The sequence below is a fragment of the Stutzerimonas stutzeri genome, from assembly GCF_024448955.1.
Classification (GTDB): Bacteria; Pseudomonadota; Gammaproteobacteria; order Pseudomonadales; family Pseudomonadaceae; genus Stutzerimonas; species Stutzerimonas stutzeri_AQ.
Map to the genome: position 1 here is coordinate 1 of NZ_JAMOIH010000025.1, position 23,129 is coordinate 23,129.

General features: G+C 59.1%; 25 protein-coding genes. 9 read left to right on the forward strand and 16 right to left on the reverse strand.

The window, feature by feature from the left end:
- Positions 1-150: 150 nt before the first annotated feature.
- The 12 genes from pdxJ to rpoE form a co-directional block, all read right to left on the reverse strand.
- The gene (pdxJ, locus tag NA645_RS19785) at positions 151-897 is read right to left on the reverse strand and encodes a pyridoxine 5'-phosphate synthase (protein ID WP_256050375.1); all 747 of its coding nucleotides are present in this window, start codon (positions 895-897) and stop codon (positions 151-153) included.
- Positions 890-1,582: a DNA repair protein RecO gene (gene recO / locus NA645_RS19790; RefSeq protein WP_258189855.1), complete on the reverse strand. Its 693-nt coding sequence runs from the start codon at positions 1,580-1,582 to the stop codon at positions 890-892. Before recO ends, pdxJ begins: the two co-directional genes overlap by 8 nt.
- Positions 1,583-1,703: 121 nt before the next feature.
- Positions 1,704-2,615 carry a GTPase Era gene (era, locus tag NA645_RS19795; RefSeq protein WP_256050376.1) on the reverse strand — a complete coding sequence of 304 codons (912 nt, stop codon included), beginning with the start codon at positions 2,613-2,615 and terminating at the stop codon, positions 1,704-1,706.
- On the reverse strand, positions 2,608-3,297 hold the full coding sequence (gene rnc, locus NA645_RS19800) for a ribonuclease III (protein WP_131650628.1): 690 nt from the start codon (positions 3,295-3,297) through the stop codon (positions 2,608-2,610). Before rnc ends, era begins: the two co-directional genes overlap by 8 nt.
- Complete coding sequence (locus NA645_RS19805; protein WP_256050377.1) at positions 3,294-3,671, reverse strand: DUF4845 domain-containing protein; 378 nt, start codon at positions 3,669-3,671, stop codon at positions 3,294-3,296. Before NA645_RS19805 ends, rnc begins: the two co-directional genes overlap by 4 nt.
- Positions 3,672-3,760: 89 nt before the next feature.
- Positions 3,761-4,618, reverse strand: coding sequence for a signal peptidase I (gene lepB, locus NA645_RS19810; RefSeq protein ID WP_256050378.1), 858 nt, complete (start codon positions 4,616-4,618; stop codon positions 3,761-3,763).
- Between the two features lies 1 nt (position 4,619).
- Complete coding sequence (gene lepA / locus NA645_RS19815; RefSeq protein WP_256050379.1) at positions 4,620-6,419, reverse strand: translation elongation factor 4; 1,800 nt, start codon at positions 6,417-6,419, stop codon at positions 4,620-4,622.
- Between the two features lie 196 nt (positions 6,420-6,615).
- Positions 6,616-8,028, reverse strand: a complete 1,413-nt coding sequence (locus NA645_RS19820; RefSeq protein ID WP_256050393.1) for a DegQ family serine endoprotease — start codon at positions 8,026-8,028, stop codon at positions 6,616-6,618.
- Positions 8,006-8,512, reverse strand: a complete 507-nt coding sequence (locus NA645_RS19825) for a SoxR reducing system RseC family protein (RefSeq protein WP_256050380.1) — start codon at positions 8,510-8,512, stop codon at positions 8,006-8,008. Before NA645_RS19825 ends, NA645_RS19820 begins: the two co-directional genes overlap by 23 nt.
- Positions 8,509-9,453, reverse strand: coding sequence for a MucB/RseB C-terminal domain-containing protein (locus NA645_RS19830; RefSeq protein WP_256050381.1), 945 nt, complete (start codon positions 9,451-9,453; stop codon positions 8,509-8,511). The genes NA645_RS19825 and NA645_RS19830 overlap by 4 nt, the downstream gene beginning before the upstream one ends.
- 8 nt (positions 9,454-9,461) lie before the next feature.
- Positions 9,462-10,061 carry a sigma-E factor negative regulatory protein gene (locus NA645_RS19835; protein WP_256050382.1) on the reverse strand — a complete coding sequence of 200 codons (600 nt, stop codon included), beginning with the start codon at positions 10,059-10,061 and terminating at the stop codon, positions 9,462-9,464.
- A gap of 31 nt (positions 10,062-10,092) precedes the next feature.
- Positions 10,093-10,674, reverse strand: a complete 582-nt coding sequence (rpoE, locus tag NA645_RS19840) for an RNA polymerase sigma factor RpoE (protein WP_131650636.1) — start codon at positions 10,672-10,674, stop codon at positions 10,093-10,095.
- Positions 10,675-11,133: 459 nt separating this feature from the next.
- Between rpoE and nadB the strand changes: the two genes are divergently transcribed.
- The gene (gene nadB / locus NA645_RS19845) at positions 11,134-12,747 is read left to right on the forward strand and encodes an L-aspartate oxidase (protein WP_256050383.1); all 1,614 of its coding nucleotides are present in this window, start codon (positions 11,134-11,136) and stop codon (positions 12,745-12,747) included.
- Here the strand turns inward: nadB and NA645_RS19850 are convergent.
- Together NA645_RS19850 and NA645_RS19855 are read right to left on the reverse strand one after the other, a co-directional pair.
- Positions 12,716-13,171: a protein YgfX gene (locus tag NA645_RS19850; protein ID WP_256050384.1), complete on the reverse strand. Its 456-nt coding sequence runs from the start codon at positions 13,169-13,171 to the stop codon at positions 12,716-12,718. The two genes, nadB and NA645_RS19850, sit on opposite strands and share 32 nt — an antisense overlap.
- On the reverse strand, positions 13,155-13,409 hold the full coding sequence (locus NA645_RS19855; RefSeq protein ID WP_131650639.1) for a succinate dehydrogenase assembly factor 2: 255 nt from the start codon (positions 13,407-13,409) through the stop codon (positions 13,155-13,157). The genes NA645_RS19850 and NA645_RS19855 overlap by 17 nt, the downstream gene beginning before the upstream one ends.
- 153 nt (positions 13,410-13,562) lie before the next feature.
- On the opposite strand from NA645_RS19855, the gene NA645_RS19860 reads away from it, so the two are divergent.
- From NA645_RS19860 to NA645_RS19870, 3 genes are all read left to right on the forward strand, one after another.
- A complete protein-coding gene (locus NA645_RS19860) occupies positions 13,563-14,510 on the forward strand; it encodes a YgfZ/GcvT domain-containing protein (RefSeq protein WP_256050394.1) in 948 nt (315 codons plus the stop codon).
- A 45-nt stretch (positions 14,511-14,555) separates the two neighbouring features.
- Positions 14,556-15,392, forward strand: coding sequence for an HDOD domain-containing protein (locus NA645_RS19865; protein WP_256050385.1), 837 nt, complete (start codon positions 14,556-14,558; stop codon positions 15,390-15,392).
- A 201-nt stretch (positions 15,393-15,593) separates the two neighbouring features.
- Positions 15,594-16,106 (forward strand): DUF4142 domain-containing protein, encoded by a 513-nt coding sequence (locus tag NA645_RS19870; protein WP_256050386.1) that lies wholly within the window; start codon positions 15,594-15,596, stop codon positions 16,104-16,106.
- A 36-nt stretch (positions 16,107-16,142) separates the two neighbouring features.
- On the opposite strand, the gene ung is transcribed toward NA645_RS19870, so the two are convergent.
- Positions 16,143-16,838: a uracil-DNA glycosylase gene (ung, locus tag NA645_RS19875; protein WP_256050387.1), complete on the reverse strand. Its 696-nt coding sequence runs from the start codon at positions 16,836-16,838 to the stop codon at positions 16,143-16,145.
- A gap of 211 nt (positions 16,839-17,049) precedes the next feature.
- Between ung and NA645_RS19880 the strand changes: the two genes are divergently transcribed.
- A complete protein-coding gene (locus tag NA645_RS19880; protein ID WP_256050388.1) occupies positions 17,050-18,294 on the forward strand; it encodes an ABC transporter substrate-binding protein in 1,245 nt (414 codons plus the stop codon).
- 248 nt (positions 18,295-18,542) lie between these two features.
- Positions 18,543-19,364: an enoyl-CoA hydratase gene (locus tag NA645_RS19885; RefSeq protein ID WP_256050389.1), complete on the forward strand. Its 822-nt coding sequence runs from the start codon at positions 18,543-18,545 to the stop codon at positions 19,362-19,364.
- Between the two features lie 75 nt (positions 19,365-19,439).
- Here the strand turns inward: NA645_RS19885 and NA645_RS19890 are convergent, their stop codons facing one another.
- Positions 19,440-19,886, reverse strand: a complete 447-nt coding sequence (locus tag NA645_RS19890; protein WP_256050390.1) for a hypothetical protein — start codon at positions 19,884-19,886, stop codon at positions 19,440-19,442.
- A gap of 224 nt (positions 19,887-20,110) precedes the next feature.
- Between NA645_RS19890 and rsxA the strand changes: the two genes are divergently transcribed.
- From rsxA to rsxC, 3 genes are all read left to right on the forward strand, one after another.
- Positions 20,111-20,695 carry an electron transport complex subunit RsxA gene (gene rsxA / locus NA645_RS19895; protein WP_014851830.1) on the forward strand — a complete coding sequence of 195 codons (585 nt, stop codon included), beginning with the start codon at positions 20,111-20,113 and terminating at the stop codon, positions 20,693-20,695.
- Entirely contained in the window at positions 20,692-21,267 is a 576-nt protein-coding gene (gene rsxB / locus NA645_RS19900; protein WP_256050391.1) for an electron transport complex subunit RsxB, read from the forward strand. Before rsxA ends, rsxB begins: the two co-directional genes overlap by 4 nt.
- On the forward strand, positions 21,264-23,129 hold a 1,866-nt coding region (rsxC, locus tag NA645_RS19905; protein WP_256050392.1), incomplete at its 3' end, for an electron transport complex subunit RsxC. The genes rsxB and rsxC, both read left to right, overlap by 4 nt.

A 23,129-nucleotide genomic window follows, 5' to 3' on the forward strand; every position in this document is an offset into this window, starting at 1 on the left:
GGCCCGCCGGGAGCGGGCGCGGCCATCGCGCAAAAACAGGCTCCGGCGCGGCCGCGAACGAAACGTCAACAGACCCTACGATTCTGCTGAATCTGTTTCGCCGCTGACAGGCTGTCGAGGCGACCCGCCGTGAGCAGGCCGCCGCGCTTGTCAGCCGCGAGCCGCAGCGGTGACGATGAGGTGCTTCATTTCCTTGACGGCCTGCTTGAAGCCGACGAACAACGCATGAGCGACGATCGCATGGCCAATGTTCAGCTCGTTGACACCGCGGATCGCTGCGATGGGCTCGGCGTTATGATAATGCAGGCCGTGGCCGGCATTGACGATCAATCCGTGGCTTAGGCCGAACTCGACACCTTCGCGAATTCTCGCCAGCTCGCATGCCCGTTCGGCCACGCTATGGGCATCTGCGTAACGCCCGGTATGCAGCTCGATAGCCGGAGCGCCTAAGCGCGCTGCCGCTTCGATCTGCCGGGGATCGGCGTCGATGAACAACGAGACCTCCGCACCGCAAGCGGTCAGGCGAGCAATGGCATCACGAATGCGCGACTCCTGGCCAGCGACGTCGAGGCCACCTTCGGTGGTGAGCTCCTGACGCGTTTCAGGTACCAGGCAGACATGTTCAGGACGCAACTGCTCGGCGAAAGCCAGCATCGCCTCGGTCACGCCCATTTCGAAATTCATCCGGGTCTGCAGCGCGTCCTTCATCATCAGCACGTCGCGCTCCTGGATGTGCCGACGGTCTTCGCGCAGATGCACGGTAATGCCATCGGCTCCCGCCTCTTCGGCGTCCAGCGCCGCCTTGACCGGGTCCGGGTAACGGGTGCCGCGCGCCTGCCGCAGCGTGGCAACATGATCGACATTGACACCCAACAGAATTCGATTGGCTTCAGTCACGCGGGACCTCCTTTATGTTCATGAACAATTCACGGCTGACCAGAGGTCGACCACCCAGATGTGGCGCCAGCGCCTGGCGCATCAATCGCTTCGCTGCGGCTAGAGCGCCAGGCACATCCCAATCGGCCTCGGCCATGGCCAGGAGTTCCGCGCCATTGAATAGCCCGGGCTGAAACTGACCGACAGGCTCAAGGCCGGTATCCGGCAACAATCGATAAAGCCCAGTGCTGACGATCGGCTGCCCAGCGATGTCTTGATCGAGGGCGAACCCGTAGCCGAGCTCGGTCAGCAATCGCCATTCGAACGCACGAAGTATGGGTTCGAGCGGGCGCTTGGCCGCCAGCGCAGGCAATGTCGCGGCGTAGTGATCGAACATGGCCGGGTGAGCGTCTTCAGCGGGAAGCAGGCGAATCAGCAGTTCGTTGAGATACATGCCGCTGAACAGCGCGTTGCCATCGAGCCAGTAGGCCTGACCGGCGCTTTCCAGCCGCCCGACATTCTTCAGCTCGCCACGCCCGCGAAATTCCACCTCGAGCGGCACGAACGGCCGCGCCAACGTCCCCGCCTTTCCACGCGCCCCGCGAAGCACGGCTCGTAGTCGCCCTTCAGGCGTGAAGAAGTCCACCAAAGCACTGCTTTCGCGATAGGGACGGCTATGCAGGACGAAGGCGGACTGGGAAAGCATGGGGTCCATAGGCTAGGCGCTGGAAGCTGGAAGCTGGAAGCTGGAAGCTGGAACGGTTGCGCAAGTCCAGCAAGGATCAAGCCTTCCCGCTTCAAGCTTTAAGCTTCAAGCGGCTTTTCAATCAGCTATAGCCCAGCGAATGCAGGGCTCGCTCGTCATCGGACCAGCCGCTCTTCACTTTCACCCAGAGATTGAGCATGACCTTGGAATCGAACAGCACTTCCATGTCTTTGCGCGCTTCCTGACCGATGCGTTTGATCCGCTCGCCTTTGTCACCAATGATGATTTTTTTCTGTCCGTCGCGCTCGACGAGGATCAGCGCATGGATATGGAGAACATGCCCCTGCTGCTTGAAATCCTCGATCTCGACGGTGATTTGGTAAGGCACTTCGGCGCCCAGCTGACGCATGATCTTCTCGCGCACCAGCTCAGCGGCGAGGAAGCGGCTACTGCGGTCCGTAATCTGATCTTCCGGAAAGAAGTGCTCGCCTTCCGGCAGGTGCGACGCCACCAGCTTCTCGAACACATCCAGGTTCTGCCCGTGCTGAGCGGAAATCGGCACGATCTCGGCTCTCGGCAGTTGTTGAGCCAGCCATTCGAAATGCGGTAGCAGCTCGCCTTTGTCCTCGACGCGATCGGTCTTGTTCACCGCGACGATCACGGGCCCTTCGACATATTGAACGCGCTCCAGCACCAGCTGATCTTCGTCAGTCCAGCGTGTGCGGTCGACAACGAACACCACCACATCGACATCCTTCAATGCTGAGGAGGCCGTGCGATTCATGTATCGGTTGAGAGCAGTCTCACCGTTCTTGTGCAGCCCGGGCGTGTCGACGTAGACGGCCTGAACGGCGCCCTCGGTCTTGATCCCCAGCATGTTGTGACGCGTGGTCTGCGGCTTGCGTGAAGTGATCGCGAGCTTCTGCCCGAGTACATGATTGAGCAACGTCGATTTGCCGACATTGGGACGGCCAACGATTGCAACATAACCACAGCGGCTTACCGCGTCGTCCTGCAGGTGTTCATCAGTCATGGCCATTCTCCACGCCAAGGGCGATCAATGCCGAGGCGGCGGCAACCTGTTCGGCAATGCGCCGGCTGGCGCCCTGCCCTTGTGTCTTCTCGTTGAGCAGTGACACCTGGCACTCGACGAAGAACGTGCGGCAATGCGGTTCTCCCTGAATCGCCACCACTTCGTACTTCGGTAATTCACAGGCGCGCGACTGCAGAAACTCCTGCAAGCGGGTTTTAGGGTCCTTGTTGGTGTCGACCAGCGTCAGTCCTTGCAGTTCGTTGGCAAGCCAGGCGAGTACGCGGTCGCGCGCGGCCTCGATGCCGGCGTCCAGATAGATCGCACCAATCAAGGCTTCGAGCGTGTCGGCCAAGATGGACTCACGGCGATATCCACCGCTCTTGAGCTCACCCGAACCGAGGCGCAAATAGTCACCGAGTTCGAAGCCTCGTGCGAGCACCGCAAGGGTCTCGCCCTTGACCAGCCGCGCTCGCAGGCGGGACAACTGCCCTTCCTTGGCCTGTGGGAAGTGGCTGAACAGTGCCTCGCCGGCGATGAAGTTGAGAATGGCGTCACCGAGAAACTCCAGACGCTCATTGTTGCGTCCGGCATAGCTACGATGCGTCAGGGCCAGCAGCATCAGCTCCTGGTCTTTGAATTGATAACCGAGCTTGCGCTCGAGACGGGCTAACGAAGTGCTCACGGCATCCTTAGGCGATATTCTTTATCGAAGTTCGCCACAAGATCGAGGTTACGGATCAGGGGCTCGCGTTTTTCGTAATCCAGATGGACCTTGAATTCATTGTTCTCGATGACGACTTTCATTGCTTCCTCTAGATCGAGGTCGCGAATGCCATTTACATCCATCCCCTTGCGGACATGGCCGTAAAAGTCCCGAACGGTGCGGACTTCCATCGTCTTGTCACTTTCGACTCCGCTGATGATCTTGTCCATGGACATATAGTCGAAATAGTGCGGCAGCATCCTGAACGCAGTGCTGGCCACGAACGCCACCAGCGCAAGCATCATGATCCAGCTGAGCATGGACAACCCTTTTTGCGAACGAGCAAAACTCATGTCGACCTCTATGTCGTACGTTACCCACCAATCGGGGCTGCTCAAATATAGCGAGCCGGGCCAGGGGAACCCGGCCCTGAATCACAGACTCAGTGAATCAAACCAACTCGGGAGAAGTGTGGCAGATTGCTGAACTTCGGATCCGGCCAACTCATCCATACGGCGAACGCCTTACCGACGATATTGCGGTCCGGAACCATGCCGGCAAACTCAGCGGGAATCGCTGCATCTTGCCAATAACGGCTGTCGTTGGAGTTGTCGCGGTTGTCGCCCATCATGAAGTAATGACCTTCAGGGACGCGCCACTCGCGATTGGGCTCGACTCGGTAGCGACCCATCTCCTTACGGATCTGATGCTCGACCTCGCCCAGCTGTTCCCGGTACAGCTTGGCGCTACCCAGGCTGCCCGGCTCTTCGCCGATCAGCACTTCGGGGACCGGCTTGCCGTTGATGCTCAGCCGTTTGTCGCTGCTGTATTGGACGAGATCCCCCGGCAGGCCAACGACACGCTTGATGTAATTGATGTTCGGATCGCTCGGATAGCGGAAGACCATCACATCGCCACGCTTTGGATCGCTGACGTCGATGATTTTGGTATCCGCCACCGGCAGGCGAATGCCGTAGGCAAACTTGTTGACCAGAATAAAATCGCCGACCTCGAGAGTCGGTATCATAGAACCCGATGGAATCTGAAACGGCTCGATCAGAAACGAGCGAAGCACCAAGACGATCGCCAGCACCGGAAAGAAGGATTTGCCGTACTCGATCAGCACCGGTTCCTTGCTCAGGGCGTCCAGTGTCGACTGATCAGGCTGGCCACCGGTACGACCTTCATAGTTCGCTATCGCAGCGCGACGACGCGGCGCAAAGAACACCAGATCGAGCAGCGACAGAAAACCGCAGACTGCAACGGCAATCACCAGCAAAAGCGGGAAATTGATCGACATATCAGCTATCTACCTTCAGCACCGCGAGAAACGCTTCTTGCGGGATTTCTACGTTGCCGACCTGTTTCATACGCTTTTTGCCGGCCTTCTGCTTTTCCAGAAGCTTGCGTTTACGACTCACGTCACCGCCATAGCATTTGGCCAGAACGTTCTTGCGCAACGCCTTGACGGTGCTCCGAGCAATGATCTGACCGCCAATGGCCGCCTGGATCGCCACGTCGAACATCTGCCGAGGGATAAGCTCTTTCATCTTCTCGACGAGGATGCGCCCTTTGTAATGAGCATTGTCACGGTGCACGATCAGCGCCAGCGCATCGACCTTGTCGCCGTTGATCAAAATATCCAAGCGGGTCAGGTTCGCCGACTGGAAACACTCGAAGCTGTAATCCAGCGAGGCATAACCACGACTGACCGACTTCAGACGATCGAAGAAATCCAGCACCACTTCACTCATGGGCAGGTCGTAGCGCACCTGCACTTGCGATCCGAGGAACTGCAGATCCCGCTGCACACCGCGCTTCTCGATACAAAGGGTAATGACGCTTCCCAGATGCTCCTGGGGCACAAGAATATTGGCCCTTACGATTGGCTCGCGCATGTCCTCGATCGACGACAGATCCGGCAGCTTGGACGGGCTATCGACGTAGAGAGTCTCACCATTCTTGAGCGCCAACTCGTAAACCACCGTGGGCGCGGTGGTTATCAGGTCAAGATCGTACTCACGTTCGAGCCGCTCCTGAATGATCTCCATGTGCAGCATGCCGAGGAAGCCGATACGGAAACCGAAGCCCAGCGCATCGGAACTTTCAGGTTCGTACTGCAGTGCGGCGTCGTTCAGAGTGAGCTTCTGCAGCGCCTCGCGGAAATCTTCGAAATCATCCGAGCTGACCGGGAACAGGCCGGCATAGACCTGCGGCTTGACGCGCTTGAAGCCAGGCAGCACCTCGACGTCTGGTGTATTGGATAGTGTCAGCGTGTCACCGACCGGCGCGCCGAGGATGTCTTTGATGCCGGCGATGATGAAGCCAACTTCGCCCGCTTTCAAATCAGCGGTGCTCGTGTGCTTGGGGTTGAATACCCCGACGCTATCGACTTGATGCACCTTGCCGGTGGATTTGACTAGAACCTTGTCGCCTTTCTTGATCCGGCCATGACGCACCCGCACGAGCGAAACGACGCCAAGATAGTTGTCGAACCAGGAATCAATGATCAGCGCCTGCAACGGTGCGTCGAGCTCGCCGGTCGGTGGCGGGATGACCTCCACCAGGCGTTCAAGTACATCATCCACACCCATGCCACTCTTGGCACTGCACGCGACAGCATCGGTCGCATCGATGCCGATGATGTGTTCGATCTCAGCCTTGACCTTATCCGGATCCGCCTGTGGGAGGTCCATCTTATTCAGTACCGGCATGACCTCCAGGCCCTGCTCGATCGCCGTATAGCAATTGGCGACCGATTGCGCTTCGACGCCCTGCCCCGCATCGACAACCAGGAGTGCCCCCTCGCAGGCCGCCAGCGAACGGCTCACTTCATAGGTGAAGTCAACGTGTCCGGGGGTGTCGATGAAGTTCAGCTGGTAGGTCTTGCCGTCCCGGGCGGTGTAGTACAGCGTCACGCTGTGCGCCTTGATGGTGATGCCTCGTTCGCGCTCGAGGTCCATCGAATCAAGTACCTGAGCATTCATCTCACGCTCGGTCAGACCGCCACACATCTGGATAAAACGGTCAGCCAAGGTCGACTTGCCATGGTCGATGTGCGCGATGATGGAAAAATTGCGGATATGACTCAGGTCGCTCACAGCTCAACACCCAATATGTCGCAGGCTGATTGCCCGCCGAAAAATAGCCGCAAAGTGTACCTGATAGGTCTATTCAGCGCCACGCCGGCCCTTGGAGCCGTTTCCGTGTTTTGAGAATGTTGCGCCACGTGCGAATAGAGTCATTTCGAGCACAAAAAAACGGCCCGAAGGCCGCTTTTTCTCTTCGCCTGCCAGTCTATTCGGCGAGCTTGAATGTTATGAAGCTTGCCCGCCCCTGGCGCAGCACTCGCATCGAAACCGACCGATTCTTCGGCAGTTGCTCTGCAACGCGACCAAAGGTCGATGCGGAGTCGATTGCCTGATTGTTCAGATGGGTAATCACGTCACCTGGCCGCAAACCGATCATTGCAGCAGGACCGTTCAACACTTCACTCACGACCACTCCACCGGGCAAATCAAGGCTGCGCTTCTGCTCAGCGCTCAATTCAGACACTTTGACGCCAAGTCGATTGCTGCTTTTCTCAGTGCGGCTATCGGCTTCCGCCACTTCTTCGCCATCTTCTGGCAATGCCCCGATGGTGACGGAAAGTGTCTCGCGGTCCCCGTCGCGAACGATACCCAGCTTCGCGCTGGTGTTCGGCTTGATCGTACCGATCATGTGCGGCAAATCGGCGGACATATCGATGTCTTTGCCATCGACACTGAGGATCACATCACCAACCCGCAAACCACCCTTGGCAGCCGGTCCTCCATCCATTACTTGCGCAACCAGTGCGCCGGCCGGACGCTCCAGGCCAAAGGATTCCGCTAGATCTCGGTTGACCTCTTGTATCACTACGCCCAACCAACCACGACTCACTTTGCCGTCCGTACGCAGCTGATCGGAAACATCCATGGCGACATCGATAGGAATGGCGAATGACAACCCCATGAAGCCGCCGGAGCGGGTGAATATCTGAGAGTTGATGCCGATCACTTCGCCTTGCAAATTAAATAATGGCCCACCGGAATTGCCTGGATTGATTGCAACATCCGTCTGAATGAAGGGCACATAGCTTTCGTTAGGCAAGTTGCGCCCCGTCGCACTGACGATGCCGGCCGTAACCGTGTGATCGAAGCCGAAGGGCGAACCAATCGCCAGCACCCATTCGCCAACTTTCAGCGAACCGGACTTGCCCAGTTTGACCGTTGGCAACTCCGTGGCCTCGACTTTGAGCAAAGCCACGTCGGTACGAGGGTCAGCACCGACAAGCTTGGCTTCCAGCTCACTGCGATCCGGCAAGCGAACAATTATTTCGTCCGCATCGGCAACCACGTGATTATTGGTCAACACATAACCGTCAGCGGAAATGATGAATCCAGACCCAAGTGACTGAGCCTCACGCTGCTGCCCACCACCCGGCATGCGCGGAATGCTGTGTTCGAAGAACTCACGAAAAATAGGCGGCAGCCCTTCCAGATCCGGCATGTGCGGATTCGCACCACGAGCCGGCACCTTCTGTTTGGTGCTGATATTGACTACTGCAGGCGAGGCATTTTCTACCAAGGGCGTGAAATCCGGCAGCTGTGCATTAGCCACCGCGGCCTGTCCCAAGAAGAACAACACAGCGAAAAAAGCGAAGCCGCTATTGCGTAAAACCTTCAACATCATTCTCCCTTGACGAAAACAAACCGGCCTGACCGTACCCTTCAGTGGTTGCCAGCATTGCGCGTAACACAATGGGCTGCAACCCCGGGTCATCGGCAGTTTGCTGACTGCGCTTGCGTACGATCAGCCAGGAAACAAGGAAACCGCCAACTCCCGAGAGCACCACATATGGCTCGGCAGCCGAAAGCTCAGAAGCAATGAGGGCAGACGCCAGCAGCGCAATCAGCGGAAAAAGATAGACAAGAAGGGCGCCGCGTAGCAATACGCTTTCACGGATGCCGACAATAACCGAATCGCCTACGTCCAAATGGAAATCGGACAACGCCCGGATCAGCCCACGCCGCTGGTGGACGCCAAGTTTATCCATCAGGCCTTGGCCACATCCGTTTTTGGCAGAACAGCCGGAGCAGGTGCTACTACGCCGCGTCTCAACCCAGACCGCGCCGGGCTCCACTGCAATTACGCGGCCGGGCTCCTCAATCATTGCGTCGCCTGATCGGACCCGGATCGCATCGACAGTGCCACTCGTTCGGCGGTGCCTAGAGGAATCTCACCAACAACCGTCACCATGACATCGCCAGTGGTAGTTGAAATACGCTTGGATACCGCTACGGTCGGCCCCATCTGACTGCGCGCATCTTCGACGACAGCGCCCTCCAGCCGCTCGAGAAACACCGAGAAACGAGCAAGCCCGTCGCCATAGGATAGCCAGGCTACGGGTTCACCGGACGCGGGACTCGAGCGAACGTTCGAATCGAGAAGCTGAAACCCGGACGGAAGCCAGTCCGATCGCCATTTGCTCGGTGTCGACTTCTGCGCGGCAATCACAGAGACTGGCTCACAGGCCGATCCGGCTTCGATGTCCCCGTGCTCGACAGACGAGGGCGAAAACTGGACAAACTGAAAGCGCTCCAGCAATTGGCCGCCTTCATCAAGCAACAGGGACTTGAGCGGCAGCGCCGTCTCGCGATCGAGATGCAACTCAAAACCGTAGCGGTGCTGATCCTGCGGTCGTATTGCCAGCGCCACCGCCGGACGCCCAGCCACCCGGGACTCACCTATTACCTGGAAGGTATACCAATCGGAAAGCTCTTTGGGGTCGAACTGCTGCTGGCGCCACGGCTTGGCATCTCGCATTTGAGACGCTAGATCTTCGCTGGCGCACTTGACCTGACCGTCCACCAATGAAACCTCGACCGGCGGACCGTCCAGCTGCAAAAGGCGCTCGTGCAGCTCTTCCCCTTCCACCAACTGCCAGACGGCATGACTGGAAAAACTGCCGTTGCGTTCGTAAACGAAAGTCCCTTGATAGCTTTGCTTCTCCTCAGCCACCGCAAGACGCTGCATCCACGTACTGGCATCAGCAGCGAAGGCCGGCATCGATAGCCAGCCTCCAAGCACCACACATAGCGGTATTACACGCATGTTGTTCCTTAACGTTCTTCCATACTGGCGGCACGCGCATATGGCAGCGCACCTTCAGAACCGCTACCGAAAGCGGCCTGCTGAGCATGCTGACGAACATACGCCGGCAACCGCTTTTCATGCCAGCCTTCCGAAGAGCCCTCAGCAGCTGCTGCTTGAGCCTCCGGTGCGCCTGCGCCTTCACTGTAGCCCGCCAATACAGCTGGCCCTTGGTTGGCCTGCGGCACGGCGATGCTTGGCTGCGCAGCCTGTTGAGCAATCTGTGGACCAGCAACTTCGCTCTGATTGTACAGGCGTACACCGGCCAGTACTGCTACGGTTACCGAAGCTGCAACGGCAATACGCCCCATGTTGCGCCAGGCAAAACGCTGTGTCTTGACCACTGTGATGGCCGGCTCGTCAGCCAATGCGGCAGATACCGCCGAAGCGATGTCCAGGCGCGGCTCAATCAACTCCTTGTGCATTGCGGCACGAGCAATCTGATAACGCGACCAGGTCGATCGCATTTCGGTGTCGCCATCGGCGGCGAGCACTCGACGTAATTCTAACTCGTCCGCTTCGTTATCCATCACCGCGGACAGCGATTCATGCAGGGCTTCACGACTCATGGCGGTTCCTCTCTTGGCTATCGCCGCTGTCTCAGGATTCATGCAACAGGGGTTGCAATGATTTATCGATGGCTTCCCGCGCTCGGAATATCCGTGAGCGGACTGTACCCACCGGACACTGCATCACATTTGCAATGTCTTCATAACTAAGACCATCAAATTCACGCAGTGTTAGAGCTGTGCGTAAATCTTCTGGAAGTTGTTGTATGGTTTTATGAACTGTGTCCTCTATTTCATCCCTGAGAAGCGCTCTTTCCGGCGACTCGATGTCTTTGAGAGCGTGGTCGCCTTCATAAAATTCAGCGTCTTCGGAACTGACATCACTGTCAGGTGGCCGCCTTCCTCGCGCCACTAGATGATTTTTTGCCGTGTTGATAGCAATGCGGTACAGCCAGGTATAAAAGGCGCTGTCCCCGCGAAAATTCGCAAGCGCGCGATAGGCTTTGATAAAGGCTTCCTGCGCAACATCCTGCGCTTCATGGGAATCATGTACGAAGCGCACGATCAACCCAAGGATCTTATGCTGATACTTCAGTACCAACAGATCAAAAGCCCGCTTATCTCCCCGCTGCACTCGCTCGACCAGTTGCTGGTCCTGCTCCTGCGTTAGCATAAACACTCCTCCCTGACCTGGAAGGGGTGCTGCGCCCGCCTGCGAGCTGACCTGCCAGAATAGACCCGGGCTTTACACAAAAGTTCTCCCCCTTCAAGCAAGCTTTTCTGCAACACACCTAACGGCATTGGCGAGCGACGCCTCAGGACAGACCGCCCTGATAACGCCCTCTTAGTATTCGCAGCAAAATCCAACCGCCCCTTGAACGATGGCCAGTCGGGTCGACTACACAACTGTCTATAGAGACAGGCTTGCAAGAAAAGTTCCAAAGCATCAGCCACATAAAGACGGGCCGCTATTTTGCCGGGGATGCACCTCTATATACTAGGGCCTGTTTCCGTTTCGCTGCGAGTCACGTTGCCGCTCAAAAGAAGCCGGACAGGGCGCGGGACGCAGCCTTGGCAAGCCCAGCGGCACTAAACGCCTTGTGCTCCGCAGCCCTCAGACATGAGATTCGAAATGAGCCAACATCATCAGTACGACGTTCTCGTCATAGGCAGCGGCGCCGCCGGTTTGACGCTTGCGCTCAATTTGCCTACCACGCTCCGCGTCGCGGTATTGAGTAAGGGCGACCTGGCTAATGGCTCGACATATTGGGCCCAGGGTGGCGTTGCGGCCGTGCTGGATGATACCGACACGATCGAATCTCACGTTGCCGATACGCTCATCGCCGGCGGCGGGCTGTGCAAGGAGGAAGCCGTACGATTCACGGTCGAACACAGCCGCGAAGCCATCCACTGGCTGATCGAGCAAGGTGTTCCGTTCACCAGGGATGAAGCCGATCGCGAGCATGGTAGCTTCGAATATCACCTCACGCGGGAAGGCGGACACAGCCACCGACGCATCATCCACGCCGCTGACGCGACTGGCGCAGCCATCTTCAATACTCTGCTGGCCCGCACCCAAGATAGAGACAACATCGACCTGCTGCACCAGCGCGTCGCCGTCGATCTGATCACCGAGCGCAAGCTGGGCCTGAGCGGCAAGCGCTGTCTGGGCGCCTACGTGCTGGATCGGGCGAGCGGCGAGGTGGATACGTTTCACGCAAGATTCGTCGTGCTGGCGACCGGCGGCGCGGCAAAGGTTTATCTCTATACCAGCAATCCGGATGGCGCTTGCGGCGATGGCATCGCCATGGCATGGCGCGCCGGATGCCGAGTCGGCAATCTGGAGTTCAATCAGTTTCACCCCACCTGCCTGTACCACCCCAAAGCCAAGAGCTTTCTAATCACCGAAGCATTGCGTGGCGAAGGCGCGATTCTCAAATTGCCGAACGGTGAGCGTTTCATGCCGCGCTTCGACACCCGCGCCGAATTGGCACCACGCGACATCGTGGCTCGGGCGATAGACCATGAAATGAAGCGCCTAGGTATCGATTGCGTCTACCTGGATATCAGTCATAAGCCCACGGAATTCATCAAGGCACATTTCCCTACCGTCTATGAGCGCTGCCTGACGTTCGGTATCGACATCACCCGTGAACCAATTCCAGTGGTACCGGCAGCCCACTACACCTGCGGCGGCGTCGTAGTCGACCGGGCAGGAAGAACCGACATTCCGGGACTCTATGCCATTGGTGAAACCAGTTTCACCGGCCTGCACGGCGCCAATCGCATGGCGAGCAATTCACTTCTGGAGTGTTTCGTCTACGCCCAAGCCGCCGCTCAGGACATCTTTAGCGAGCTGCCATCGGTCCAGGCGCCAAACGCCCTGCCAACCTGGGATGCAAGCCAGGTTACCGACTCGGACGAGGACGTCATCATCGCGCACAACTGGGATGAGCTGCGGCGCTTCATGTGGGACTACGTTGGCATCGTGCGGACCAGCAAGCGTCTTGTGCGCGCGCAGCACCGAGTGCGCCTGTTACTGGGTGAGATCGACGAGTTCTACAGCAACTATAAAGTCAGCCGCGATCTCATCGAGTTGCGGAATCTGGCGCAGGTAGCGGAACTGATGATCCGTTCGGCGATACAGCGCAAGGAAAGCCGAGGCTTGCATTTCACGTTGGATTACCCCGAGCAACTACCGGAAGCGAAGGACACTATTCTGGCGCCGCCCACCTTCGGCGACTGAACTTCAGCCTGACCCGCAGACGCCGATGTTGCGCCTGCAACATCGCATCTCGCGGAATGCAGACGCTCCGAACGAACCAGTCGCCCGGCACCTTAAAGCGCAACACTACTACCAGGGGCAGCGCGATGCTGTCGGGCCGCAACTGGACGGGTTGCCAGCCGGAGCGGCGACTCCAGAGCGACCAGCCCTGCTGGTCGTGACGCAGGCCGAGCCAGGAAGAATCACGGGTCAGCAGGATATGCGACGGTACGATCCAGGCGGCATGCAATAGGCATAGTAGCAAGCCGAGCACCCACAGCCAGAACGGAACCGGCATCACCAGCAGGGTAACGATTGCCAACGAGAGTACTGCGATATAGAGCGCCAGCAGCACGCCAGATCTCTGCCAGCGGCATTCGAACAGTTGGCTACTTGGGCTGGACACGATCTAGGATCATGCGAACCATGTAGCGCAAATCTTCATCGTCCGGCTCGGCACGTTCCATGAACCAGCCGAACATGTCCTGATCCTCGCAACTCAGCAGCTTACGGTAGCGGCGCTGATCCTCTTCGTTCAACTCTGGATAAACCTCCTTAACGAAGGGCACCAGCAGAACGTCCAGTTCGAGCATGCCGCGACGGCTCTGCCAGAACAGGCGATTGAGTTCGGATTGCTCGACCATGCAAATACTCCTGAAGTGAAGGGCCAGCATTATACCGCCTGGCGCAACGGCCGGCGCCCTGTTGACGTCCGATGCGGAGTGGCAGCTGGTGCACACTGTGTTTTGCCTGCGTCCTGCTATGATGCCGGTCCTGATTCTCCACGGCGTCCCGTCATGACCGATACTGCTTTTTTCTGCGTCCTGTCGCACGAAGGCGTCCTGGCCGTACGCGGCCCGGACGCGAACAAGTTTTTACAGGGGCAGCTGACCTGCAACCTGAATTACCTCGACGCGCAACATTCGAGTCTCGGTGCGCGCTGCACACCCAAAGGGCGTATGCAATCGAGCTTCCGCATTCTGATGGAAGGCGACGGGTATCTGTTGGCGATGGATCGCGCCCTGGTGCAAAAGCAGCTTGCCGAGCTCACCAAATACGCAGCGTTCTCGAAATCCAAGCTGTATGACGAAAGCGAAGAATGGGTTCGTTTCGGCCTCAGCGCCGGGGATGGCGCCTTGGTCAGTCTCGGCCTGGACCTTTCCGCGAATGCGGATCAAGTGGTCTCCACCCACGGACTGATCGCCGTCCGCCTTGCCGATGGCCGCGCCGAACTATGGGCGCGCGCGAAGGATGCCGAAACCACGCGCCTGCGGCTCGCTGCCCAGCTTCCCGAGGCACCGATCGAATCCTGGCTGCTGGAGCAAATTCGTGCAGGCATCGGCCAGGTGGTAGCTGCCACCCAGGAGCTGTTCATCCCACAAATGATCAACCTCCAGGCACTGGGCGGGGTCAGCTTCAAGAAGGGCTGCTATACCGGCCAGGAAATCGTTGCGCGGATGCAATATCTCGGCAAGCTGAAGCGCCGCTTGCATCGGCTTGCCGCTGAAAACACCGATACCACGGTACCGGAACCGGGTGTCGAACTGTATTCACCAGTCCATGGTTCCAGCGTTGGGGAAGTGGTGTTGGCGGCAAGCGCTGCGGGCGGGATGGAACTGCTAGCAGTTCTGCAGGAAGACGCCGCAGCCGACGGACGAGTATCCCTCGGCTCGCCCGATGGTATTCCGCTGACCTTGCGCGACCTGCCGTACACCCTGAACGCGGACCGCGAAATCCAGCGTTAGCCTTACTTGCCATGCCCAACACAGAATCACCCATTAAGGAGAGACATGAGTACCCTTGCCGATAAAGTTCTGCAGGAACTGATGCAAGCGATCGAAAGGGACGAGCTGGTCCTGCCAACGCTACCGGAAGTGGCACTGCGAGTCCGTGAAGCTGCGGAAGATCCCGACGTAAGCATTCCGACCCTGGCCAAGGTGATCGGCAACGACACTGCCCTTACGGCGCGCATCATCAAGGTCGTGAACAGCCCCCTGCTGCGCACCAACAGGGAGATCAACGACCTGCAGATGGCGATAAGCCGTCTTGGCATCAATTACACCTCGAACCTGGCGACCGGCCTTGCCATGGAGCAGATGTTCCAGGCGACGACGGACGTGGTCGATCGCAAGATGCGGGAGGTCTGGAACAAGAGCACCGAAATAGCCGCTATTAGCCATGTTCTGTGCCGTAATTTCACGCGGCTTCCGGCTGATCAGGCGACGTTGGCGGGCTTGATTCATCAGATCGGCGTTCTACCGATTCTTACGTATGCAGAAGAACATAGCGCCCTGCTCAGCGACTCCATAAGCCTTAATCACGTCATCGATCGAATCCATCCGATCATTGGGGAAAAGATTCTGCGCGCCTGGGAATTCCCCGAGCCAATCGCAGCGGTTCCCGGCCAGCATCTGAATTTCTCTCGCATCTCGGACAAGGTGGATTACGTCGACATCGTTCAGGTCGCTACTTTGCAGAGTTACATCGGAACCTCCCATCCTTACACCCAGCTCGACTGGAACCAGATTCCCGCATTCAGCAAGCTGGGACTCAACCCCAATACGCTGCTGCAGGAAGACGAAGATCTGTCCGCCGCAATGGATGCGGCGATGAGCATGTTGCAGTAACCCCTCGCGGGTGCTGCCTGGCACCCGCAATCCTTCTCGCCTGCCCCGCCCGGACTCAAGTCGCTGACCGTTGGCCGCATACAATGAACCGCTACTGCCGCACCAAGTCACAAGATTAACGGCGTAGTTGCCGTATCACGCTGGTGCGGCCGGTCATGTCTCGGCCGCACCTGTCTGTCAGGTAGATGAAGGAGAACAACAATGACCCCTAAAGCGTTCTTTTCTGGTGCTGCAGCAGTGCTATTCGGTGTGGCGGCAAACTTTGCATTAGCGGCGGAAGGTGAAAATTTCGTCGACGAAGCGTCCGCAAAAGGCATGGCGGAAATCGAAACTGCCAAGCTGGCGCTTGACAAAGGCACTGCTGAAGACGTCAAGACGTTCGCGCAGAAGATGATCGACGACCACACCAAGTCGAATCAGAAACTTGCCGAGATTGCCGGCCAGCACGACGATCTTGAAATGTCGGACGAAGCGGCTCTTATGGACAAGGCCAAAGCCATGATCCTCAAGCTGCGTGATGGTGAGAATTTCGACCAAGCCTATGCCAACAATCAGGTCCTGGCCCACGAACAAACCATCGAGCTGTATCGCGAATATGCGAAGAACGGTGAAAACGCCGAACTCAAGCAGTTTGCCGAAACGACGCTGAAGGAGCTGGAGCAGCACCTGCAGCACGCCCAGGAGCTGGCCGCCGCCCACGGTGGTAACCAGTAAGACTGTCGATTGGCGCCGCAGACGCGGCGCCACGCTTCAGACTTCGCTAGGGAGTCGCCAGTCGATCGGCTCCTTACCTTGTTGTTTGAGGAACTGGTTGGCGCGGCTGAAGTGACCGTTGCCGATGAACCCTCTGTGAGCCGATAGCGGCGAGGGATGTACCGATTTGAGCAGCAAATGCTTGGTCGGATCAATCAGCTTTGCCTTGCTCTGAGCATGAGCGCCCCAGAGCATGAACACCACGTTCGAGCACCGCTCGCTTACCACTTCGATGATTCTGTCCGTCAGGCGCTGCCAACCCATCTTCGCGTGGGACCCAGCCATCCCCTGCTCGACCGTCAATGAGGTGTTGAGCATCAGCACGCCCTGATCCGCCCAGTGTTGCAAATAGCCATGGCGAGGGATGTCGAGATTCAGGTCACGCTTGAGCTCTTTGAAAATGTTCTGCAGCGACGGCGGCGGCGCCACGCCTGGCTGTACCGAAAAGCACAAGCCGTGGGCCTGCCCGGCGCCGTGGTAGGGATCCTGCCCCAGAATGACCGCCCGAACCTGATCGACAGGGGTGGAATTCAACGCATTGAAGATCAACGGCCCCGGCGGATAGATGATCTTTCCAGCCGCTTTTTCACTGCGCAGAAACGCACCCAGCTCCTTCATGTAAGGCTGCTCGAACTCCTTCTGTAACGCTGCCTTCCAGCTGTCTTCGAGTTTGACGCGATCAACCTGACTCATAGCGCTGCCCTGATTGCGAGGCGCTGAACCCTAAGCAAAGGATTGCGGAGAGTCAACGCGCGAGCCCGCCCAAACATTCGTTTCGCGGAATGTTGCCTACCGCACATTTACATAAAGGTTCCTTCATATACGACCAATGAATGCGTGACGAGAAGCCGCAGGGCACAGTAAAAAGCCTCTCAACAACAACAAATACAATAAGGACTCTGCAATGAAACGGATTACGCTCCTGGCTCTGGGGCTAGGGTTCTGCCTGGTTGCCGAAGCTGCCGATCCGATCACTCTCGGCCTCAACTACCCCCGCACCGGCAGTTACAAAGAGGAAGGTCTCTCGCAAATGCGCGGCGCACTGCTGGCCATCGATGAGATCAACGCCAAAGGCGGCGTACTGGGTCGCCCCCTGAAGCTGTCCACCCGCAACTCCGCATCGCGCCCAGAAAAAGCCGTAGCCAACGTCGACAAGCTAGCCGACGAAGGGGCTGTCATGCTGTTTGGTGGCGCTTCGAGTGCTGTCGCCATTGCCGCCGGAAAACGTGCCAAGGAACGCGGCTTGCTCTATTTCGGCACCCTCACCTATTCCAACGACACGACCGGGAAGGATGCCCATCGTTACATGTTCCGCGAGTGCAACAACGCCTGGATGAGCGCAAAGGTGCTGGGCCAGTATCTGAACCAGCACCTGCCCAACAAGCGCTACTTCTACATCACCTCCGACTACACCTGGGGTCACACCAGCGAAAGCTCCCTGCGCCAGGCAACCGGCACGCAGGACAGCAGCCGACATCCCAGCATCAGCACGGCTTTTCCCGGCGCACGCCTTTCCGACTATCGTGCCGCTCTGACCGAAGTAGCCAAAAGCGAGGCCGAGGTACTCGTGCTGGTGCTGTTCGGGGAAGACTTGGTCCGCGCGATGCGGATCGCTGATGAACTCGGCCTGAACAAGAGAATGCAGGTCGCGGTACCCAACCTGACGCTGAGCATGGTTGAAACGGCTGGGCCTGACATCATGCGCGGCGTTTTAGGAACAGAACCCTGGACATGGCGCGTTCCAGAGCTGGAAGGGTCGGTCGCTGGCAAGCAGTTCGTCAAAAATTTCGACGAGCGTTACCAGACCCATCCATCCAGTTCTGCGGCGTCGGCCTACAGCATCGTCTACCAGTGGGCCGACGCTGCAACTCGCGCACGCAGCCTCGACAGCGAGCGAATCATCGCGGCGCTCGAAGGTCATCGTTACACCCTGCTCAAAGACGAGCAGCAATGGCGGGCCTTCGATCATCAGAACGTACAGACGGTGTATGCGGTGAAGGTCAAGCCGCGCGAGGAAGTGCTCAAGGATCGCTTCAAGCAGGACTACTTCGAAATTGTCCACCGCCTGACCGGAGAGCAGGCTGCGCCAACCCTTGCCGAATGGCAGGCCGAACGCCGTTCCGGCAATCAGACTTTGGCGCTGCAATAACCCCCCAGTCGGAGCGGCGCTGTTCGCCCAGGCCGCTCCGTCGTTTCGCTCTAGCGCGCACCAGAAGCGCGCTTTTATCTTCCCGTCCCCATCAGCAACGTCCGATCGTCGTCATACCTGGACGGATCGCGCCTAGACTTGCCCTAACGGCTGACCGTTCCGTCATGACCACCGCCCTGCAACGCGCGACCCATTCGCGCATCAGATGCAGACAGTCGCAGCATTCGATTCCGACGAGGACGACCATCATGAGCACCACCGCAGTTGAACCTTACAAGTCTGGGGTTTTTGACCTGACCCACAAGCTGACCGTGGAGAAGCATGGTCATACCGCACTGATCACCATCAACCATCCGCCAGCAAATACTTGGGACCGCGAATCGCTGATCGGCCTCAAGCAAGTCATCGAGCATTTGAATCATGACGACGAAGTGTACGCACTCGTCATCTGCGGCCAAGGTGAGAAATTCTTCAGCGCAGGCGCCGACCTCAAACTCTTCGCGGACGGCGATCGCACCCGCGCTCGGGAGATGGCGAGACGCTTCGGCGAGGCCTTCGAAGCCTTGCGCGAATTTCGCGGGGTATCGATAGCGGCCATCAACGGTTTCGCCCTTGGCGGTGGACTGGAATGTGCATTGGCTTGCGATATCCGGATTGCCGAGCAACAGGTACAACTCGGTCTACCCGAGGCCTCGGTCGGCCTGCTGCCATGCGCTGGAGGCACGCAGGCGCTTGCCTGGCTGGTGGGTGAAGGTTGGGCCAAGCGGATGATTCTCTGTGGCGAACGGATAACAGCGGAAACGGCGATGCGTATCGGTCTGGTAGAACAGGTGGTGGAACCCGGAGAGGCTCGCGGGCATGCGCTGCTGCTGGCCTCTCGCGTGGCAAGTCAGAGCCCTGTGGCCATACGCAAAATCAAACCGCTGATAGATTCCATGCGCAGCCGCGGCCCAGTAGCGCTCGCGGCCGCCGAACGCGAAGCCTTCGTCGATCTGTTCGAAGCCGAAGATACGCTGGAGGGCGTCAACGCCTTTCTTGAGAAGCGCGAACCGCGCTGGAGAAATCGTTAGCCCGTTATGACCGCAACGGCTAGGTCACGCCCAGGCTTGGGCGCACCCGAGCGTGCCGAAAAAAGCGGGTCAACCTCAACGCTGATGATGCCGGCCGTTGAAATCACGACGCTGATGCATCCGGTAGTCACGCCCGTCACGAATCATCGGCGACCGACCAAAGCGTTGGGGGTGTTCGCGATGCCAACGCTGAGGACGGTCGAACCCTGACTTGCGTCCATCATTCCAACGTTGCGGCCGGTGAATTTCACCGCGGCGGTCATGGCTCCAGCGCTGCCGGTCCGTTCCCCGATGTCGATCGTAATACTGCGGCGGTAGCTGACCCTGATAGCGCGGCGGCAAATTCTGCGGATATTGCCGGTGCTGCGAGTACGGGCTGCGCGGATCGTACTGGTAGGCGCGGTTCTCGACGCGATAGCTGCCTCCATCCGGCTGATACACCCACACCCCGCCTCGTGATTGCGCGCACGCCTGTGTCGCGAAACCCAGACCAAGCAACAAGATCACAAACGAAATCTTCATCGAGCACCTCCAACAGCCGCTCTGCTTGAACGTTGCGGCCTTGCCACATCAGACCACAGCAAAAGGCCAGTTGCCGAGCGACCTGACAGTTGGTGCATTTCCTTATATGTCATGTCCCGGCTCGCGCCGCTCCGGGACATTTTGCGGCCTTGTATGGCCGCCATCGCTTCCCGATAATAGCGGCCTTTTAGCTCGGGCTCGTGCAGAGCACCACAGGAACCCGCATGACCGAACTCGCCCTGATCATGGTTAGCGCCATCCTGGTCAACAATTTCGTGCTGGTGCAGTTTCTCGGCCTGTGCCCGTTCATGGGCGTCTCGAAAAAGATCGAAACCGCCATCGGCCTGTCGCTGGCGACGACCTTCGTGCTGACATTGGCTGCGATGTGCAGCTATCTGGTGCAGCAGTACGTGCTCAAGCCGCTGGACCTGGAGTTCCTGCGCACCATCAGTTTCATCCTGGTGATCGCCGTGGTGGTGCAATTCACCGAAATGGTGGTGAACAAGACCAGTCCTCTTCTATACCGCGTGTTGGGCATCTTCCTGCCGCTGATTACCACCAACTGCATCGTGCTGGGCGTCGCCCTGCTCAATGCCAACAAGTCCGAATTCACCTTCATCACCGCGACCGCCAACGGCTTCGCCGCCGGCCTGGGCTTTTCCCTAGTGCTGGTGCTGTTCGCCGCCATGCGCGAGCGCATCGCCATCGCCGACGTCCCCCGCTCGTTCCAGGGCGCGGCCATCGGCATGGTCACCGCCGGCCTGATGTCGCTGGCATTCATGGGCTTCACCGGGTTGATCAAGCTATGAGCCTGGTCCTGATCGCCGTGCTCGCGCTGCTGGCGCTGTGCCTGGTGTGCGGCGCGATCCTGGGTTTTGCCGCAGTGCGCTTCCGGGTCGAAGGCGATCCGATCGCCGAGCAGATCAACGCCCTGCTACCTCAGACCCAGTGCGGCCAGTGCGGTTATCCGGGCTGCAAGCCCTACGCCGAAGCCATCGCCGGCGGCGACAAGATCAACAAGTGCCCACCGGGCGGCGAGTCCACCATTCAGGCGCTGGCCGACCTGCTGGATGTCGAGCCCGAGCCGCTGGACGCAGCGGAAGGCGAAGTGCCGCCGCGCGTCGCCTATATCCGCGAGGCCGAATGCATCGGCTGCACCAAGTGCATTCAGGCTTGCCCGGTGGATGCCATCGTCGGCGCCGCCAAGCAGATGCACACCGTGATCGTCTCCGAATGCACCGGCTGCGACCTCTGCGTCGAGCCCTGTCCGGTGGACTGCATCGACATGATCGAACTGGGCAGCAACCTGCAGAGCTGGAAATGGGACCAGCCGCTGGCGCCAGGCCAGCTGATCGCCAGTGACCGGGAGCAGGCCGCATGACCTCATTGAACGTCTGGGACATCCATGGCGGCATCCATCCGCCGGAGCGCAAGGAGCTGTCCAACCGCGCGCCGATCCAGCGGATGCCGCTGCCTGCGCAGCTGATCGTGCCGCTCGCCCAACACCTGGGCGCTCCTGCCGAACCCTGCGTGACGCTCGGCGAACAGGTGCTCAAGGGTCAGAAGATCGCCGAGGCCAGCGGCTTCGTCAGCGCGCCGGTGCATGCGCCCACCTCGGGCACGGTCAGTTTCATCGGCCCACAACCCTACCCGCACATATCGGGAATATCCGCGACGGCCATCGTCATCGACAGCGATGGCCGCGACCAGTGGATCGAACTGCAATCGCATGCCGATTACCGTCAGTTGCCCCCCGCCGAGTTGCTGGACATCATCCGCCAAGCCGGTATCAACGGCCTCGGCGGTGCCGGTTTTCCCACCGCGGTGAAGCTGACCGCGCCGTCCACGCAGACGATTCGCACGCTGATCATCAACGGCACCGAATGCGAGCCCTACATTACCGCCGATGACCTGCTGATGCGCGAGAAAGCCGCCGAATTGGTGGCGGGCATCGGGATTCTCGAATATTTGATCAAACCGCAGCAGGTGCTGATCGGCATCGAAGACAACAAGCCCGAGGCGATTGCCGCCGTGCGCGCTGCCGTCGCCGATCGACCCTATGTGGTTAAGGTCTTCCCCACCAAGTATCCCTCCGGTGGCGAGAAGCAGCTGATCCAGATCCTCACCGGCGAGGAAGTGCCCAGTGGCGGCCTGCCGGCCGATATCGGCATGCTCTGCCAGAACGTCGGCACCTGCGTGGCCATCCACGACGCCGTGCTGCTGGGCGAGCCGCTGATCTCGCGCGTCACCACCCTGACCGGTGAAGCGCTCGCCCAGCCGATGAACGTTGAGGCGCTGATCGGTACGCCAGTGGCCGAACTGCTGGCCTTCGCCGGCCTCGACAGTGACAAGCTCAACCGCCTGATCATGGGCGGCCCGATGATGGGCTTTACCCTGCCATCGATGGACGTGCCGCTGATCAAGACCACCAACTGCCTGCTGGCCAGCACCCTGGCCGAGCTGCCGCCACCGCCACCGGCGCTGCCCTGCATCCGCTGCGGCGAATGTGCCGAGGTGTGCCCGGCCAGCCTGCTGCCGCAACAACTGCATTTCTTCGCCCTGGGCCAGGAGCACGAGCAGCTCAAGGCCTACAACCTGTTCGACTGCATCGAGTGCGGCGCCTGCGCCTACGTCTGCCCCTCGAGCATTCCGCTGGTGCAGTACTACCGCGCCGCCAAAGGTGAGATCCGGGCGCTGGAACAGAAACAACAGAAAGCCGAGCACTCCAAACAACGTTTCGAACTGCGCCAGGAACGTCTGCGCCGCGCAGAAGAGCAGAAGGAAGCCGACCGCAAGGCCCGTGCCGAACGCGCCGCGCGTGCCAAGGAAGCCCAGGCGCAAACTGCCAGCCAGGACGACCCGGTCGCCCGTATCCAAGCGCAGAAGGCTGGCCTGTCCGAAGAACAGAAGAAGCTCAAGATCGAAGCCAGCATGGCCCAGGTCGCGCTGAAGAAAGCTGAAAAACAGCTCGCCGCCCATGCCACGCCCGAGTTGGAGGCGCAGGTCGCCGAACTGCGTATCGCCGCCAGCAACGCACAGAAAGCTCTGGATGAAGCCAACGCCGCCGCACCGGCTACCGAAGTCGCGTCCGCTCCGGCCAATGACGAAGCCGTGAAGAAGGCCAAGATCGAAGCCGCTATGCTCCGTGCCCAGTTGCGCAAGTTGGAAAAGCTGGAGGCGCGTGACGACGAGCAGCAAGCCGAACTAATGCGCCTGCAAGCTCAGCTGGCCAAAGCCGAACAG